Genomic DNA, 15,562 nt, shown 5'->3' with positions numbered 1-15,562 from the left:
ATCGCTTGGGCTTTAGCCGAAATTTTATCAAATCAAGCCAACTCCCTCAAATCCACCGGAACTACCCTCGACACGCCCGCCTCAATCATGGTTACTCCATACATAATATCCGTGCTGGCCATGGTGCGCTTGTTGTGTGTCACGATGATAAACTGGCTCTCGGAGCTGAACTTCTGGATGATCTGGTTGAACTTGTCGATGTTCGCATCGTCCAGTGGGGCGTCCACTTCGTCGAAGATGCAGAAGGGGGCCGGCTTCAGCAGGTAGATGGAGAAGAGTAGGGAAGTGGCCGTCAGGGTCTTTTCCCCACCGCTCAGTTGGTTGATGGTAAGGGGACGCTTGCCCTTGGGCTTGGCCATGATCTCGATCGGGGATTCCAGCGGATTGTCCGGATCGACTAGGGTCAGGTCGCAGTCGTCCTGCTCGGTAAAGAGGGAGCGGAAGACCTTCACAAAGTTCTCTTTGATCTTTCCAAAGGCATCCAAAAACGTATCCTTGGCCACTTGATCGATTTCAGAAATGGTGGATAATAGAGATTCCTTGGCCTTGACCAAATCGGCCTTCTGTCCGGTGATAAAGTCGAAACGGATCTTGATCTCGTCGTAGGCTTCCATCGCCATCGGATTGATCGGACCGATTTTTTCCAGTCGCTCTTTCTGCTTGCGCACCAGATCGCGAAGTTCTTCCTCGGCAAAGTCTGCAAATTCCGAATCGAGGTTCGGATTTTCCTCCATCAGCTGATCCAAGTCAAGCTCAAACTCCACGCTCAGTCGCTCCTTCATCCCGCTCATCTTGAGTTTGATCTCATTGATGGCGTTTTGGAGTTCGCTGAGCAGGTGGTCAAATCCTTCCTTGGATTTTTGCAGGCTGCGGATGCGCGTGTCGGTCTCATCGATCAGGCCTCGGGCGCCGTAGTAGTCCTTTTCGGCTTCGGTCACGCCCTGTTCGATGCTTTCCTTCTCAGAATAGAGTTCGATCAATTCGTCGTCTTTGACTTCATTGTTGTCCAGTAGACTTTTGATCTCGGCATCGAGTTGGGCGAGTTCGGCTTGGGACTTTTCGATCCGCTCTTTGGAGCTTTCGAAAGCATTCTGCTTGAATTCAATCTCCTGTTCCAGGTTGTTCACCCGGTTGACCTGCTGGATGTAGGTGATGTTTTCCTGATTGAAGGTTTGGGACTTTTCGGCCAAGCGCTTGTTTTCGGCTTCCACTTCCTCCGTCAGGAGTGCCACCTGCTCTGCCAAACCGTCAAACTGCTCCTTTTCTTCCGCCAAACGGGGCTGAATCGTGGTCAGGCTTTCTTCCAAGGTCGCGATGCGGTCGAGGATATCTTCCCGCTTGTTGGCATTGGAGCTGAGTAGCTCAGCCAATTGCTCTTTTTTGGTTCGGATGGATACGTAGGCCGAATTGAGCTCGTTGATGGCAACTTGGCTTTCTTCCAGTGCTTTTTTGTAGCTGACTTCCTTGAGCTTGAGCAGGTCGCTGAGTTTTTGGTCCAGGTTGCTGCGGGTCGTGCTGACCTTTTTGCCCAGTTCTTTGATTTCCTTGTCGAGCTTTTCCAGGTTTTTGGCACGGCCGATTCGTTTTCCTTCGAAAAGCCCCACCGAACCCCCCGAGATGGAAAACTTACGTTTGGTGTATTTTCCTGTTTCGGAGAGGAATATGCAGTCCGGATCGGTTGGAAAATCCTTGTAATCTCCCTGCACGAGGTAGACATTGTCCAGGATAAAGTTGATCAGACGACCGTACTTGACATCAAACTCGATGATCTCCGTGGCAGCAATGGCATTGGCAAAAAGCTTGCTTTGGCCGGGCTTGAAGCGTTCAAAATGCTCTAACACAAAGAAATTGGCCTTGCCTCTCGCTGCATCACTGAGCAACTGGATCGCTGCAATCGCCTGTACCTCGGTGTCCACCACGTAATAGTTCATGTAGTTTTCGAGGTAGTTTTCGATGGTCACACGATACTTTTCATCGGTGGTGAGCAAGTCGGAGAGGAGGGGAATATCCTTGCCCCAAGAGTCGTTTTTCTTGAGGAATTTGATGGCTTCCGGGAAGCCTTCGAGGTTTTCGACCAGTGATTTGGTCAGGTTGAATTCGTTGGTCTTGGAGTCCAGCTTACGGGAAGAGGTGGTCAACTCTTCGCGGATCATTTCGATCACCCGATTGGTTTCTTCGATCTTCTGATCCTGATCTTCCTGCTTGGATTTCAGGGTGGCGTAGGAGGATTGTGCGGCATCGAGCTGTGCTTTCAGTTCCGCCATTTTATCCTCAAACTCCACCAAATTGGCTTCCTGCGAACTGTCATCTGAGGACGTACGCTCGAGTTCCTGCTTGAGGGTGCTGAGCTGGATTTGCTTGATTTCGACTTCCTTGCCGAGTTGGTAAACCCGTTCTTTGAGACTTTCGAAGCGTAGGGAAACCTCTTTTTGAGCTTGCTGCTTTTCGGAGGTCAGGAGCTTTTGGGTATCGTATTCTTCCCGGAGTTGGGAAACCACGAATTCTTTTTCACCCAAGATCTTTTCTGCCGACTCTTTTTCCTGCTGCAAGGAGCGAATGGAGAAGCCTGCACGGTCGTTTGACTTTCGGTCATTTTCGATCTGCTCGCGCAATGCTTGGGAGCGGTCCTCGAGAAATCGTAGCCGTTCGTTTTTGATTTTCTTCTCCGACTCGAAGGCTCGGATTTTATTGACGTGCTCGTTGAGCGTCTTTTGTCGGGAGGAAAGGAGCTTTTCCTTATGGATCAACTCGGCTTTGAGTTCGCTGAGTTGGGCCTCCAGGTCAGCGATTTGGGTTTGAACTTGAAGCTTACGGTCGGATTCCTGCGTGATTTTTGAATTGGCTTCAATCAGAGCCTGAGCGTATTGCTCGATGGATTTCTTGGCCAAGTTGATACTGGCCAATCGGTAATCGGCTTTGATCTCAAAGTACTTGGCAGCCTGCTTGGCTTGCTTTTCCAGCGATTTTAAATTCTTATCAATCTCAAACAGCAAGTCCTCAACCCTTGCCAAATCGGCATCGGTATCTTCGAGTTTTCGGAGTGTTTCCCGCTTGCGGTTTTTGAATTTGGAGATCCCGGCAGCTTCTTCGAAGAGTTCCCGTCGGGAGTTGTTTTTGTCATTGAGTAACTCTTCAATCATCTTGAGTTCGATGATCGCGTAGGAGTTGGACGTGATCCCCGTGTCCATGAATAGGTTGGTGATGTCCTTCAGGCGACAAGTGACGCCGTTGATTTGGTATTCACTTTCCCCGGTGCGGTAGTAGCGTCGGGTGATCGTGACGTGGGTGTATTCGGTAGGAAGGAGGTTTTTGGTGTTTTCAAAAGTCAGGGAAACCTCGGCCATGTTGGTAGGCTTACGGTTTTTGGTTCCGTTGAAGATGACATTTTCCATCTTGTCGGAGCGTAGCATTCGGGATTTTTGCTCGCCGAGCACCCAACGGATGGCATCGACCACGTTGGATTTGCCACAGCCATTTGGACCCACGACACCGGTGATACCCTTGTCGAAGTGAATGACCATTTTATCCCCAAAACTTTTGAATCCTTTGATTTCCAGTTTGCTAAGCAGCATGCTCTTTTTTCCTCGCGATTAAGGTTTCAAAATAGGGGGAAAGGATGGATTTGGCAATAATTTGATGAGATATGCTTGTGGGATTTACGAATGACGATTTACGATTTACGACATCTAGAGTAGACTTGACTTTTCTTCGCTATTCATCATTCGATGTTCAGTATTCGAAATTTTAACATTCGAAAGTTTAAGTAAATGTCGAATAACGAATAAAGAAGGCCGAATGATGAACAGTAAAGCGGTCTGAAGACTGCATCCAAAAGGGTCCAAGCCTGCCTTCAGCAGGCAGGTCTGAAGACTTGAACCAATTTAGCAGCAGGCACTTCTGCAGACTTGAACCATTTGAATGTTTCCTAGAAGTTTAATGATTGAAGTTCCTTAGAATGTCGTCATTCGTAAATCGTAACTCGTCCTTACTTCTGATTATCTCGTAACTGTAGGGAGCAATCTTGGGTGTCGTCAATCGTAATTCGTCAATCGTATTTATATTCCCATCGAAATCTTTTTTCCCTTATCTTACCTTCATGGACTTAGGACAGATCATCTACATCATCGCGATTGTGGCGTATTTTATTTACAATGCTTCCAAAAAGAAGAAGTCGGCAGAACCTATGGATTCCGATGAAAATCAGCCTGAAGCACCACCAAAGGGGTTGACTTTTGAAGAATTGCTTAAGGAGATCCGAAATGCCCAGAATCCTCCAGCCCAGGAAGCGCCTCCTGCTCCAAAGCCTCAACCTGTCTTTACTGCACCCGCTCCAACTACTTTTCAGGAACCAAAAACTCAGCCTAAACGACGCTTTGAACCTGTGGAAGAAGTGGATGATGAGGCTAAATTTTACGAGGGAGCTTTTGAATCTTCGGTGAAAAAGAATCCCTACCAAGCTTTAGCCAATAAGACTTTCGTCGAACCTGAGTTTAAGCGCTTCAAATCGCAGGAAATCGCAGCTCCAAAAGTGAATAAATATGCTGAGCTTTTGAAAAACCCAAAGACGGTAAAAGAAGCCATCATCGTGAGTGAGATTCTAAGACCCAAACATTTTTAAGACCGATCAAAACCTTTTTGATCCGAATTGATTGATTGTTCGTAAGTGCTATCACAAAACCTAACAATCAATCTTTTATGGAAAAGTCTATCCCAACTACCTCAGGAAAGCTTACTGATTCCCGAAGAAAATTTATTGAAAAAGCGGGTCTTGCCGCAGTCATGGGCACCTTTGGAGTGGCCTTTTTTACTTCCTGTTCCTCGACCGATGATGCAGATCCCGGAAATGGGAATAATACCGGAAACCCCGGTCAATCCGGAGGAATCACAGTTTCGGGAAACACCATCCGAATTGACTTAACCATCCAAACTCGACTAGCCAGTTCGGGTGGTTGGCTGTTGATTCAAGATGCCCGCGCCCTGGTCGCTAATATTAATGGTTCCTATGTTGCGATGACTTCGGTGTGTACCCACTCAGGATGCTCGGACAGTTGGTCTTTTGCCAACAGTCGCTTTACCTGTACTTGCCATGGTTCGGTGTTTGACTCAGCTGGTAAAGTTCTTCAGGGACCAGCGAATGCGCCCTTGGCGTTATTTACTGCAAGCGTAAATGGAACCACGCTAACCGTAACCAAATGATCCGACTGGTTTGTATCCTGTCTTTTCTTTGGAGTTTCTCGGTCCATGCACAAGAATACCAGACTGCCAATGGAAAAGCCACGTTCCTTTCGAAAGCTTCACTCAGCGAGTTTACCGGTGAATCCAAAACGCTAAAAGGCTTGATCGATTTGGATAAAAACCTGGTGGATTTTTTTCTGGACCTCAATACCCTCAAGACGGGAATTACACTCCGGGACAAGCACATGAGGGAGAATTACTTGGAGACGGAAAAGTATCCGTTTGCGGAGTTTACAGGCAAGTTTGAAACGCTACCCAAACTCAACGGAGCTTCTGAGAAAGTGACCGTACGGGGAAAATTCAAAATTCATGGCGTGGAGCGAGAGATCACCGTCACCGGAAATCTGAAAAAGCTGACCAACGGCAGTCTCGAACTGAAAGCAGCCTGGGTCGTGGCCTTGAACGATTACAAGATCGACATTCCCAAATTGGTCTTTTACGAATTGGCTGCCGAGCAGCAGGTATCTATTGAAGCAATCTTGAATCCCAAAAAATGAAGAAACTGATCACACTTTTATTGGCCTTGGGCTGGAGCGGTTCACTTTTCGCACAGCTGGAGCGTAAACTGGAGGATGAGAATCTTCCGGTGGATTTGATCTTTCATGCACCCAGGCATATCAATTTGCTGACGGTGGAGCCTTTGGAGAAGAGATCCATGCACTTTGCCATCATGCACACCTTTGGCACTCTGGATGGTGGTGTTGAAAATCTCTGGGGCTTGGATAATGGGGCAAATATCCAGTTTAGCTTTGAATTTGGGTTGAGTGAAAAATTGTCACTTGGATTTGCCCGGAGCAGCAGGGATAAATTTTACAACTTGTATGGAAGGTATCACTTGCTGGAACAAACTCAGAATGATAAGATTCCTCTATCTGTCAGTGTGGCTGGTGGAATGGGTGCGGTAAGCAATCCCTACCGTTTTTTGGGACCTTTGGAGCGTCCTGATTTCTCGGATCGATTGGCCTATTCTGCGCAGGTGATGTTGGCGAGAAGATTTTCTCCCAAGATCAGTTTCCAACTCAGTCCCATGCTAAGCTATTTTGTGAATCCGCTTGAAATCTATCAGATTGAAGGAGATCAAAACCTGTACATGGCACTCGGCATGAGCGGCAAGATCAAGGTGACCGATCGATCTTCACTGACGCTACAGTACATTCCCAACCTCAACTCTGAGCTCCGAAGTAATTTCGGGATCGGTTGGGATGTGGAAGCCGGAGGGCATGTGTTTCAGATGTACTTTGTGACTTCTCAGGCACTCAATGAGCAATACCTATTGGCAGGTGGAAATGGCGTACCGGGGGAGGAATTTCGCTTGGGTTTCAATGTCAATCGAATCTTCGCGATGGGGCAGAAAAAACGGAGTTATTGAGTTGACTTTCTTTCAAAGGACCGGACCCAAATCTGGTCCTTTTCTTTTTCCTCTAGAAGTACAAATTCTGTTGAAAGCCAATTTTCCAAGGCATCCACATCCACCTGTTCTTTGGGATAGGCGTGCTGGTAATAGCGATAGATGATCACAAGGATTCGAGAGGGATTCAGCTGTTGGATCGAATCGATTTTCTCGATGCCTGCCAGTTTAGATTGGGCTATGCTATCCCCTTCAAGAAGGACTTCCTTACTGAAATCAATGAAATTATTGACCAAAATAACTTCCTGATTTTCTGAGTTTATAACCTCTTCTTTTAAGGTACTGAGTAAAGTTGGATAGCTCTTTAGCTTGTGCTGATAGAATATGGAGTACAGTGCAGGAATAGCTAAAATCAACACGATGAGAAGTGAACGAAAAGGCAATTTCTGAGGAAGAATCAGTAGAAAAAAGGTTGCTTGAAATCCAGCCATTTTGAAGTCACCTTGGAAAAGACTGATGCCAACACCCAGTAGAATCAAGGCCAAAATCATCCTTCGCATTTTTGGATTTGCCTGCCAAACCTCCCATCCTGAGGTGATCAAAAAGGCTAAAATGGGAACTACAATGATTAGGTGTCGGGGATTCAAATAGATGGGATTGTAAAACTCCAAAGTAGAAGTCATCAGCCAAAACCCGATGAGTAGGAGGATTGCTGCGATGGAAAATTCAAGAAACGGGGTTGTCTGTTTTTTCCATTGCCAACTTAGTGCAGGAAAAGCCAGGATTATCCAAAGCCAATAGCCACGCTCCACAAAGGTGAGGATCGGTAGGTAACTGATTCTCCGCAGGATGGACCAAATCCCTTTGTCGGCATAGGTAAACTCGGAGATGTAATGGCCTGCATTGATGGAGGTAATTCGATAGAAAGGATCACCAAACTCAACCCAAAAGTAGCCCAAGTAGCTGGCAGCGAAGAATAGCCCGATACCCAAGATCGAGAGGTAAAAGGAGGTTTTAACTGTTTTGTTTCTTCGGTCAAAATAATACAGTAGGAAAGGTAAGGGACCTAAAAGCACGATGGTCTCTTTTGTCAAAAAGCCAAAAAACAATCCTGAAACCAATCCCAAGGCAGCCAAAAAGGGTTTTTCATGTCTGAAGAAAGCCGAGAATGGAATTAGTACCACCCAGAAAACCAGTGAGGAATCTGGATAGACTTTGGTGAGAAAATGGAGGAAGTAAACTTGGGTTGAAAACCACAACACCAGGATCCAAGGATTGGATTTGTGAGGTAAGACTTTGAGTAAAAGTGCCAAAGCCCCGAGGTAGCTGAACAAAGAAATGAGAGAAATCCGATGGGCTTGAAATCCCAAAAGCCAACCAATTAGGCCCGAAGGCACATACGCTCCCCAGCGGGTGGAAAAGTGATAGGCATTGGCCTCCATGGTACCTTCCCAAAATTTCTTCCCCGCCAGCAAATAATACACGTCATCCGAGAAGGTAATCCCGTCAAATCCAATCAGCCAATACAGAAATAAAAAAGTTGATCCAGCCAAGAGCGCCAAAGATTTGGGATTTCTGTTGCTTAAAAATGTGGCCATGAAGTAAAAATAGGGGAAAGAGTGGTTGGTTCAAGTCAATGTATGATTTATGCCACCAACCTTCCTTCTTTATTCCTTGACAATATGCGTCAAACTATTCGTTAGATTAGCCTGAAGTTTCTACTTTTAGACACTTATCGTCACTACCTATGGCACAATCAGGACAAATCGAACAGCAAAAGATTCTTCGCGTTTTCAAGTTGATCAACCTACTTCAAGGTACAATCGGGAAGCCGGTGCACCGACTTGCAGAGTTACTTGAGACCGATGAACGCACGATTTACCGCTATTTCAAGCTATTGGAGGCGCTTGGGTTTGTTGTCGTTAAGGAATTTAGCAAATACAAAATCCAGGAGCGTCCCGAATATCTTCCAAGCGCATCGACATACAGCACTTTTTCATCGGAAGAGAATCAATGGCTCAAAGGTCTGATTGAAAGTCAAGGCAAGGGCAATCTGTTAAAGGATTCTGTTTTGCAAAAACTCCAACTCAAATCAGAGGTGAAACAAGGATCCGAACAACTATTCCGGGCCAACTTGGGACGTCAAGTAGACTTGATTGGTCAGGGTATTGCAGGGAAAAAGCAGATTTGGTTAAAGGAATATTATTCACTCAGCAGCGATACGGTTTCAGATCGATTGGTGGAACCAGTCGGTTTTACCTCGGATTATGAGCATATCCATGCTTTGGAGGTGGAGAGCAAGACGATGAAAATGTTCAAAATTGAGCGAATAGGTGAAGTCATCCTTGCTTCTGAATCTTGGAAACATGAGTCAAAACACCAGCTTCCCGAACAAGCTCTTTTTGGATTTACTGGAAAAGGAAAGTACTCCGTCAAGCTCAAGCTGAGTAAAAAAGCCTATCAACTTATGCTCGAGGAGCATCCCAATGCCCGACCTTTTATGCAGATAAAAAATCGTAATCAATATTATTTCCAGGGTGAAATCCCACATCTACCCGGTTTGGCGAGGTTTATCCTTGGCCTACCCGGCGAAGTCAAGGTAGAGGAAGGAGAGGAGATGAAATCTTATTTGAAAGAGCAATTGGAAAAAGGAAGCTATTAAATGATCAATTTTCAATGATTAATAAATATCCTTAAAAATTGGTCATTGAGTTTGTTAATTGAAGTTTTAGGCATGGTGCCTAGTAGTAGGTCTTAGATGCAACATGTTCAATTAGTCTGATCCCAGTCCAAATCAAGATTTAAATCCCAAGTTGCCCAATAGATGATTCCACCAATCAAGACAGCTCCTGGTATGGATAGAGTAAGTACATAATCTGTAGTCCAAACTTTAATTTTATCAATTTCACTTAGGTTAAAGTTCTTAGAAATAGTCTCTTGAGGACCTTTTTTCGTCTTGCTTGGCAGTTGAGTAGCGACCAAATCTGAAGTATGAGATTGATAAAGGGCTAAATGAGTTTCCCCGTTTTTTAACCTTATTTCAATTTTCTCACCTTTGCTTAGTTGGCTAAGCTGTCGTGAAAGGTTCTCATGTTGGGAGAGTGTGGGATCTGATTTCACCGTAACTTTTTCGATGGGTCGATACGACTTGCAGCCAATTATTAGACTACTAAGAATAATCAGTGTGATGATTTTCAGGAAAGTTTTCATGGCAGTAGTTGTTTTGTTTCACTGAATTATGGGATTAATTTCCCTTAATTCTTTTTAAAAAAATCTGACCATAGGAATAAGGTAAGCTGATTATTATCAGGGATTTAAAATGAAAAGTCCTCTAAAGTTTGGCTAACTCTAGAGGACTTCATTGTCTTAGTTTTCTAAATCAATTTATTGATGCTCGTCTCTTAGCAAATCATTGACGGTCTTTACTGGATTGAAAGTAATAAGTGGAACTTCCACAAACAGGGTGTTCCAGCCTGCCATGGCGCCATTCCAAAGTCCCGGCAATTCCAAAGCCTTCAGATCTCTACCGCTTTTTGACTTTTCGGTAATAAAGCCAGTCTGCATGTCTCTAAACTCCAAAAGATCAAAGGATCTACCTTGATAGTCTTTGGTTCCGCAAACCAAGTCAACCGGATTAAAGTGAGTCGAAGCCATCATCTGAGCTTTTGAACTTGGGTCATTTAGATCGATCTGTGCAGTTTCCAGGATCTGTAGGGACTGCGAACCATCTTTTTCCTCAATCCAGAAAGGCCCTCCTCCGGGTTCGCCGGTATTCTTTACCATGCCACAGACTCGGATAGGACGATTTAGCTTTTCCTTGATGTATCTAGCCAATTCTTCCAAAGATTGTCCGGATTCAGTGGTTGGGATTTTTCCACCCAACACCTCATGATAAACTTGCGCTGCTTGGGCAACCGATGCGTGGGTGATTTCTTGGTCTAAACCTCGGATGGCATCGAAGATTCTTTCCTGAGCTTCCAAAAGCAATCCACCAATGGCCATTTTGTACTCCTTGGTAGTGGATTTAAGTCGGTCAGGTACGACGTTATCGATGTTTTTGATGAAGATCAAGTCGGCTTTGATGTCATTTAGATTTTCCAAAAGCGCTCCATGTCCGGCAGGGCGAAAGAGCAAGCTGCCATCTTCCTCTTCAAATGGCACATTGTCCATTGTTACCGCGATGGTGTCGGTGGATTTTTTTTGCTGGGAGTATGAAATCTCAAATGCCAAGCCTGTTGCGGCCTTTAGCTCTGGAAGTACCGATTCTATTTCAGCTTTGAATTTTGCTTCGTGTTCGGGGGAAACGGTGAAGTGGATTTTCACTGTGTTTCCTTTGCCTACCGCATATTGTACTCCTTCGATCAGGTGCTCGTGGGCTGGCGTACGGTTTTCGCTGAGATATTTATGAAAGCGAAGCAGGCCTTTGGGCAGGGATCCATACCCCAAACCCTCTTCAGAAAGCAATCCCGCAACGATTTTTTTATAGTCACCGCTAGCTAAGCAGGCTGCTATCCCGCTTCCTTGTGATTGGAGATAAAGGTCTAAATCTTCGAAAAATGCGAATTTTTCAATGTTTTGAATGAACTTCTTGGTGAAACTGCTTTTTTCCAAATCTCCATCACCCTCCAAAAATGAAAACAAATCCTTGAACATGCGGGAAGCTGCTCCTGATGCAGGCACAAATTTTACCACTTCCTTGGAAGCCGCTTTACTTGGGTAAATGTGTAGAAAATGAGTCAGCTCGTCCGAATTGAGAACCTTGATGCCATGATCTGGAGTGGCAGGTCCAAGGATTTTGAGAAAAGGAAATCCGTTTTTAAAGTTTTCAATTTGCTGGGCTACGGTTTCAGGGTTCATGCCCTGATTTTTGACTTTTTCGAAAATAACAGCGTCCATGTCTATAGTAGTTGAAAATGGTTTTCTTCAAGTTAATCGGCTAAACTTAATCCTCAAATGATCCATGTTTAATTCTTTCCAAACTGCTGAAAATGAGCTTAAAAATCCTTTATAATAAATCGAATGGACTGGCCGGGACTTTTTTGAGAAAGCAATGAAACAGATTCATCTGGGAGTTGGAGGATTCTCGGGTACCCCCCAGTAACTCCTGCATCCCGCATCAATAGGAGGAGCTTACCGCCTGATGTCAATTGAATTGTGCCCGGAAAAACAGGATTGGTCGGCATTTCGGGTAAGGTATTTTCCACGAGTTCTTCCAGCTGAATGCCCATTCGGTTGGATAGCTTGGAAAGGTGAAATTCTGTTTTCCTGATTTTTTCTTGCTGATCAGGAGAAAGTAAATTCCAGTCGGGTCCCGGAAAAGCTTTTACATCAAATTCTTCTAGCCAAGAAGAACTCCAGCGAGGTTTGGCTTGAGCCGGAGATTTGGAAAAGGGTATGAAGCTATCATATTCCAGGATATCACCTTTTTTGAGCATGGATTGTCCGGTGACGGGTAAAAAGAAGCTTCTAGATCCGAGAAAAAGCGGAGACAGAAATCCTCCTTTGATGCCAAGATAAATTCGGCTTCCCGTAATAAAACCTCCGATTTCTAATATGTCTCCCGCTTGAATCCCAATCAAACTGGGATTTCCTTCCTCTTTGGAATTAACCTTGACAACCGAAGTGGCCCCGGCAATTGAAATCAGGGTAGTGCAATCAAACTGAATCGTAAATCCTGGAGATGAAATCTCAAGCACTGCATCGTTGGGGGAATTTTGCAGGACATGATTGACCCACCTCAAGCTTTTCTGATCCATCACACCCGAAGAAGGTATGCCATAGTGTGATCCAAGAAATCTTCCTTGATCTTGAATGCTGCTTCCCGGTCCGGTTCGCAAAATGAGAGCTGATCCTTTTTCCTTATTCATGGTTGTTTGAAAAATGAATTAGCATCCGACCAGTTGTTGAATTCTTCCAAGGTGATGGATCTAAACTGGATTTGTTCGCCGGATTTTGCCCACACGGGTGGTTTAGACTTTGGGTCAAACAGAGGAATTGGCGTCTGGCCAATGCAGTGCCATCCCCCTGGACTTTGACAAGGATAAATTCCTGTCTGAGCACCACCAATCGCTACCGATCCTGCTGGGACAGAAAGGGAAGGGGTTGCTTTTCTTGGAGAATGGAGGATTTCAGGGAGTCCATTTAAGTAGAAAAATCCAGGTAGAAAGCCAAAAAAGTGGATTCTATAAGTTGATCCCGTGTGGATCGCCATGAGTTGGTCAAGCGTCAATCCTTTGGTTTTACAGAATGCCTCCAAATCAAAAGCCAATGATTCGTGATAGCAAACCGGGATTTCCCAGGTTTTTTCAGGTAGTACCACAGGTACAGGATTGAGATCAGATAGAATTTTTTGAAAATCTCGGTGGTCTGTTTCTTCTTTCCACCTCAAACTGATTCGGGTAAAACCTTGTCTGAACTCAATCAGCTTATCACCAAAATGATGCTCCAGCAGCTGAATGTAGGCAAGCTGCATAGCCAGCAAATCATCTGTCGGAGATTGCTGCCACACCAGTTCTCCAATCTGAGGTGTGAGTTGCAGATAGCGGGGCTTCAAGTCCAATAGGTTTTTCGCAGGTAAGGTAAAAAACTTTGTATCCCCGGATTATCTCCGTGGAAGCAAAGCGTATCAGCTTGAATGGGAAGTAGCGTACCGTCAACGGATCGGATACCGTTTTCGAAGAAAATGGATTTGAGGTGCTTTTCTACTTGCGCTTTTTCAGTCAAAAGAGAACCTTGCATACTCCTGGGTGCGAGTTGATAGGTATCTAAATAGGCTCGATCTCCGAAGATTTCGAGTCGATAAGGTAATCCTTTCTTGAGGGAATATTCTTCCATAAAGGAATGAGGAGGAACCAATACAGGAATACCTGGCCAAGTTGACTTTATGAAATCTGTCAGGAAATCAGACAAAATAGGATCCTTCGCGGCATCGTTGTACAGCGCACCATGAAACTTGATATGATCCATGGAGATTCCGAGAGAGTCAGCGACCTTATTGAAAGCATGAATTTGCTTTTCAAGGCTATTTTTCAATTCAGTTTGATTGATGTTCAGGGAAATTCGGCCAAAGTTTTCCTGATCGGGATAGGAGGGGTGTGCACCTGCTTTTTTCTGAAATTTTTTAGCGAGCTCCAGTGTGGCCCGGATCGATTCTTCCGATCCGAAATGCCCCCCGCAGGCGACGCTGGCTGCATCGATCAGGGGGAAAATAAATTCCTCCCCGGAGATGCCTTCTCCCAGGTCACAGTTGATTTCAGGAAGAGAATGAGGTGATTTTTTCATATTCTTTGGGCTAAAATAGAAAAGTCAATCCATAAAAGTGTGCTTAAGTAAAGATTGATTTGACTCATTTTTTCCTCTTTTTTAACTTGGTGCATTGTTAACTTAAATCTGAAAAACCATGGGAAAAGGAGACATTAAATCCAAAAAAGGTAAAATCAACAGTGGATCATTTGGAGCCAGCCGACCTAAGAAAAAACAGAACAAGCTGGCAAGAAAAATCAAACTGAAACTCGACAAGTAGTAAAAAGTAAGAGGGCTTTCGCCCTCTTTTTTATTGTCATCTTGGTAATTTTTCTACTACACGGCCTGTATCCGGATCCACTACTACGCGAATTGGGCCTCTTGTGGCACTATCCGTGGTTTGAAATATGACCAAGTAATTGCCGTCAACCCAAGCCGAGACCTCAGCTTTTTTCCAGTCACCCACGATAGTGGACTTTTCAGTTGATGACAAAGAATTATAGGCAATTTCACGAAAAACCTCCAATGGATCTTCTGCAGAATCCAGCGAACAGGAAACCAATAATAGGCTGAAAATCAATAGGATTAAGTGATTTAATTTCATTTGGAGATTGTTTAAATGTCTTCTTATCGTAATAGACAATGCTAAGGTAAAAAACGCTACAGATTATTGTAATGTTTGATCCAGCTATTGAGTTGTTTGAAGTCTAATTTTCCTCCGGCTACCTTGAGATGATGCAAAATAGCCAGAGATCTTTTCATCCTGGAATCCGAATTTTTGACCTGAGATACTAAGTAGATCAGGCTTCTTTGTTTTCCCGGTGTCAATTTTCTAAAAAAAGCATTTCCTTCTTCATCCTGATCCAAAAGCACTTGGAATTCCTCCGGTACCTCATGCCCAAACTCGCTAAAATCTCTTTCTAACCTTAGGAAGACAGGAGCCCCTACTTCTAATTGATGTTTTTTTCTAAGGTCTTGATTGATCAATAGGTACCAGCATGATTTAGCCTTGAGTAATGCCATATGATAAGGGCCATCCTCAGCGAGCCACACCAATACTCTTCGGTGGGAATCATCCATCAAAGCTGTGGCAATTTCATCCGGAACTGGGATATGGAAATGCCAGTGGTTGAAATCAAATTTGCTCAATTGAGATTGAAAATTGTAGGTCGACATACTTTTAGAAAATCAATAAATACGAATCAAAAGAATTCAAATCAGATCTTTAACCTTCTAAAATCCTGATAATTACACTGAAATTAACAGAATTTGACAAAATATTCCTCGAAATACACAACCTCAAGTGTATACATCCGTGCACTTAACAGCAGCCAAATCAATTTTGCATGGAACGGTTTAAATACCGGAAACTTTCAGGTTATTATTCATTGATTTAACCACCATAAAACTACCCAAATGAAAACTTCAAAAACAAAACTTGCCTTATGGATAGGAGGTCTAGCTGCCGGAGTCGTAGCTGGTGCTTTGGTCTATCGCAATCGTGAAAAGCTAGGTCCACAAAAGGAAAAGCTTTCAAAGATCTTGGTCCAACTTCAAAAAGCTGGAGAAGAGTTAGGTAAAAAAGTCAAAGTTGCAGGACTTGAAACACTCGAAAGAGGAAAAGCATTGACTCAATCCAATGCTGAAAAAGTAAACTAAACCAACGTTTTCAATAAATCTTAAAGCCGTAGAAAGTTGTTCTGCGGCTTTTTTCATTTTAGAGGTTTGAGAAAAAAT

General features: G+C 44.3%; 16 protein-coding genes. 7 read left to right on the top strand and 9 right to left on the bottom strand.

Features of this window, described 5'->3' with window-relative positions; genetic code table 11:
• Positions 1 to 32: 32 nt before the first annotated feature.
• Entirely contained in the window at positions 33 to 3,572 is a 3,540-nt protein-coding gene (smc, locus tag ACFPIK_RS04100; protein ID WP_377912496.1) for a chromosome segregation protein SMC, read from the bottom strand.
• Positions 3,573 to 4,096: 524 nt separating this feature from the next.
• Between smc and ACFPIK_RS04095 the strand changes: the two genes are divergently transcribed.
• From ACFPIK_RS04095 to ACFPIK_RS04080, 4 genes are all read left to right on the top strand, one after another.
• Positions 4,097 to 4,618 (top strand): hypothetical protein, encoded by a 522-nt coding sequence (locus ACFPIK_RS04095; RefSeq protein ID WP_377912494.1) that lies wholly within the window; start codon positions 4,097 to 4,099, stop codon positions 4,616 to 4,618.
• Between the two features lie 77 nt (positions 4,619 to 4,695).
• A complete protein-coding gene (locus ACFPIK_RS04090) occupies positions 4,696 to 5,196 on the top strand; it encodes a QcrA and Rieske domain-containing protein (RefSeq protein WP_377912492.1) in 501 nt (166 codons plus the stop codon).
• Entirely contained in the window at positions 5,193 to 5,732 is a 540-nt protein-coding gene (locus tag ACFPIK_RS04085) for a YceI family protein (protein ID WP_377912490.1), read from the top strand. The genes ACFPIK_RS04090 and ACFPIK_RS04085 overlap by 4 nt, the downstream gene beginning before the upstream one ends.
• Complete coding sequence (locus ACFPIK_RS04080) at positions 5,729 to 6,604, top strand: DUF5777 family beta-barrel protein (protein ID WP_377912488.1); 876 nt, start codon at positions 5,729 to 5,731, stop codon at positions 6,602 to 6,604. The genes ACFPIK_RS04085 and ACFPIK_RS04080 overlap by 4 nt, the downstream gene beginning before the upstream one ends.
• Here the strand turns inward: ACFPIK_RS04080 and ACFPIK_RS04075 are convergent.
• Positions 6,598 to 8,181 carry a hypothetical protein gene (locus tag ACFPIK_RS04075; protein WP_377912486.1) on the bottom strand — a complete coding sequence of 528 codons (1,584 nt, stop codon included), beginning with the start codon at positions 8,179 to 8,181 and terminating at the stop codon, positions 6,598 to 6,600. The genes ACFPIK_RS04080 and ACFPIK_RS04075 overlap by 7 nt on opposite strands.
• Before the next feature lie 149 nt (positions 8,182 to 8,330).
• Between ACFPIK_RS04075 and ACFPIK_RS04070 the strand changes: the two genes are divergently transcribed.
• Positions 8,331 to 9,245, top strand: a complete 915-nt coding sequence (locus tag ACFPIK_RS04070; RefSeq protein WP_377912484.1) for a helix-turn-helix transcriptional regulator — start codon at positions 8,331 to 8,333, stop codon at positions 9,243 to 9,245.
• Positions 9,246 to 9,352: 107 nt separating this feature from the next.
• Here the strand turns inward: ACFPIK_RS04070 and ACFPIK_RS04065 are convergent, their stop codons facing one another.
• The 5 genes from ACFPIK_RS04065 to ACFPIK_RS04045 all read right to left on the bottom strand — a co-directional run bounded on the left by ACFPIK_RS04065 (position 9,353) and on the right by ACFPIK_RS04045 (position 13,864).
• A complete protein-coding gene (locus ACFPIK_RS04065; protein ID WP_377912482.1) occupies positions 9,353 to 9,793 on the bottom strand; it encodes a hypothetical protein in 441 nt (146 codons plus the stop codon).
• Between the two features lie 174 nt (positions 9,794 to 9,967).
• Positions 9,968 to 11,479 carry a DUF4301 family protein gene (locus ACFPIK_RS04060; protein ID WP_377912480.1) on the bottom strand — a complete coding sequence of 504 codons (1,512 nt, stop codon included), beginning with the start codon at positions 11,477 to 11,479 and terminating at the stop codon, positions 9,968 to 9,970.
• 98 nt (positions 11,480 to 11,577) lie between these two features.
• Positions 11,578 to 12,450 (bottom strand): 5-oxoprolinase subunit C family protein, encoded by an 873-nt coding sequence (locus tag ACFPIK_RS04055; RefSeq protein WP_377912478.1) that lies wholly within the window; start codon positions 12,448 to 12,450, stop codon positions 11,578 to 11,580.
• Positions 12,447 to 13,136, bottom strand: coding sequence for a 5-oxoprolinase subunit B family protein (locus ACFPIK_RS04050; protein WP_377912476.1), 690 nt, complete (start codon positions 13,134 to 13,136; stop codon positions 12,447 to 12,449). The genes ACFPIK_RS04055 and ACFPIK_RS04050 overlap by 4 nt, the downstream gene beginning before the upstream one ends.
• Positions 13,133 to 13,864 carry a LamB/YcsF family protein gene (locus tag ACFPIK_RS04045; RefSeq protein WP_377912474.1) on the bottom strand — a complete coding sequence of 244 codons (732 nt, stop codon included), beginning with the start codon at positions 13,862 to 13,864 and terminating at the stop codon, positions 13,133 to 13,135. Before ACFPIK_RS04045 ends, ACFPIK_RS04050 begins: the two co-directional genes overlap by 4 nt.
• Before the next feature lie 118 nt (positions 13,865 to 13,982).
• On the opposite strand from ACFPIK_RS04045, the gene ACFPIK_RS04040 reads away from it, so the two are divergent.
• Complete coding sequence (locus ACFPIK_RS04040; protein ID WP_377912472.1) at positions 13,983 to 14,105, top strand: 30S ribosomal protein THX; 123 nt, start codon at positions 13,983 to 13,985, stop codon at positions 14,103 to 14,105.
• A 36-nt stretch (positions 14,106 to 14,141) separates the two neighbouring features.
• Here the strand turns inward: ACFPIK_RS04040 and ACFPIK_RS04035 are convergent, their stop codons facing one another.
• Both ACFPIK_RS04035 and ACFPIK_RS04030 read right to left on the bottom strand, forming a co-directional pair.
• Positions 14,142 to 14,429, bottom strand: a complete 288-nt coding sequence (locus ACFPIK_RS04035) for a hypothetical protein (RefSeq protein WP_377912470.1) — start codon at positions 14,427 to 14,429, stop codon at positions 14,142 to 14,144.
• Between the two features lie 56 nt (positions 14,430 to 14,485).
• Positions 14,486 to 15,001, bottom strand: coding sequence for a YdeI/OmpD-associated family protein (locus ACFPIK_RS04030; RefSeq protein ID WP_377912468.1), 516 nt, complete (start codon positions 14,999 to 15,001; stop codon positions 14,486 to 14,488).
• 240 nt (positions 15,002 to 15,241) lie between these two features.
• Between ACFPIK_RS04030 and ACFPIK_RS04025 the strand changes: the two genes are divergently transcribed.
• Positions 15,242 to 15,484 carry a hypothetical protein gene (locus ACFPIK_RS04025; protein ID WP_377912466.1) on the top strand — a complete coding sequence of 81 codons (243 nt, stop codon included), beginning with the start codon at positions 15,242 to 15,244 and terminating at the stop codon, positions 15,482 to 15,484.
• The last annotated feature ends 78 nt before the right edge of the window (positions 15,485 to 15,562 follow it).

Source organism: Algoriphagus aquatilis (assembly GCF_042657405.1).
Classification (GTDB): Bacteria; Bacteroidota; Bacteroidia; order Cytophagales; family Cyclobacteriaceae; genus Algoriphagus; species Algoriphagus aquatilis.
This window is presented reverse-complemented; position numbering and strand designations above follow the sequence as displayed.

Bases quoted from the DNA above. Each gene is read 5' to 3' on its own strand.
- smc (WP_377912496.1), bottom strand. From the start codon at position 3,572: ATGCTGCTTAGCAAACTGGAAATCAAAGGATTCAAAAGTTTTGGGGAT.
- ACFPIK_RS04095 (WP_377912494.1), top strand. From the start codon at position 4,097: ATGGACTTAGGACAGATCATCTACATCATCGCGATTGTGGCGTATTTT.
- ACFPIK_RS04090 (WP_377912492.1), top strand. From the start codon at position 4,696: ATGGAAAAGTCTATCCCAACTACCTCAGGAAAGCTTACTGATTCCCGA.
- ACFPIK_RS04085 (WP_377912490.1), top strand. From the start codon at position 5,193: ATGATCCGACTGGTTTGTATCCTGTCTTTTCTTTGGAGTTTCTCGGTC.
- ACFPIK_RS04080 (WP_377912488.1), top strand. From the start codon at position 5,729: ATGAAGAAACTGATCACACTTTTATTGGCCTTGGGCTGGAGCGGTTCA.
- ACFPIK_RS04075 (WP_377912486.1), bottom strand. From the start codon at position 8,181: ATGGCCACATTTTTAAGCAACAGAAATCCCAAATCTTTGGCGCTCTTG.
- ACFPIK_RS04070 (WP_377912484.1), top strand. From the start codon at position 8,331: ATGGCACAATCAGGACAAATCGAACAGCAAAAGATTCTTCGCGTTTTC.
- ACFPIK_RS04065 (WP_377912482.1), bottom strand. From the start codon at position 9,793: ATGAAAACTTTCCTGAAAATCATCACACTGATTATTCTTAGTAGTCTA.
- ACFPIK_RS04060 (WP_377912480.1), bottom strand. From the start codon at position 11,479: ATGGACGCTGTTATTTTCGAAAAAGTCAAAAATCAGGGCATGAACCCT.
- ACFPIK_RS04055 (WP_377912478.1), bottom strand. From the start codon at position 12,450: ATGAATAAGGAAAAAGGATCAGCTCTCATTTTGCGAACCGGACCGGGA.
- ACFPIK_RS04045 (WP_377912474.1), bottom strand. From the start codon at position 13,864: ATGAAAAAATCACCTCATTCTCTTCCTGAAATCAACTGTGACCTGGGA.
- ACFPIK_RS04040 (WP_377912472.1), top strand. From the start codon at position 13,983: ATGGGAAAAGGAGACATTAAATCCAAAAAAGGTAAAATCAACAGTGGA.
- ACFPIK_RS04035 (WP_377912470.1), bottom strand. From the start codon at position 14,429: ATGAAATTAAATCACTTAATCCTATTGATTTTCAGCCTATTATTGGTT.
- ACFPIK_RS04030 (WP_377912468.1), bottom strand. From the start codon at position 15,001: ATGTCGACCTACAATTTTCAATCTCAATTGAGCAAATTTGATTTCAAC.
- ACFPIK_RS04025 (WP_377912466.1), top strand. From the start codon at position 15,242: ATGAAAACTTCAAAAACAAAACTTGCCTTATGGATAGGAGGTCTAGCT.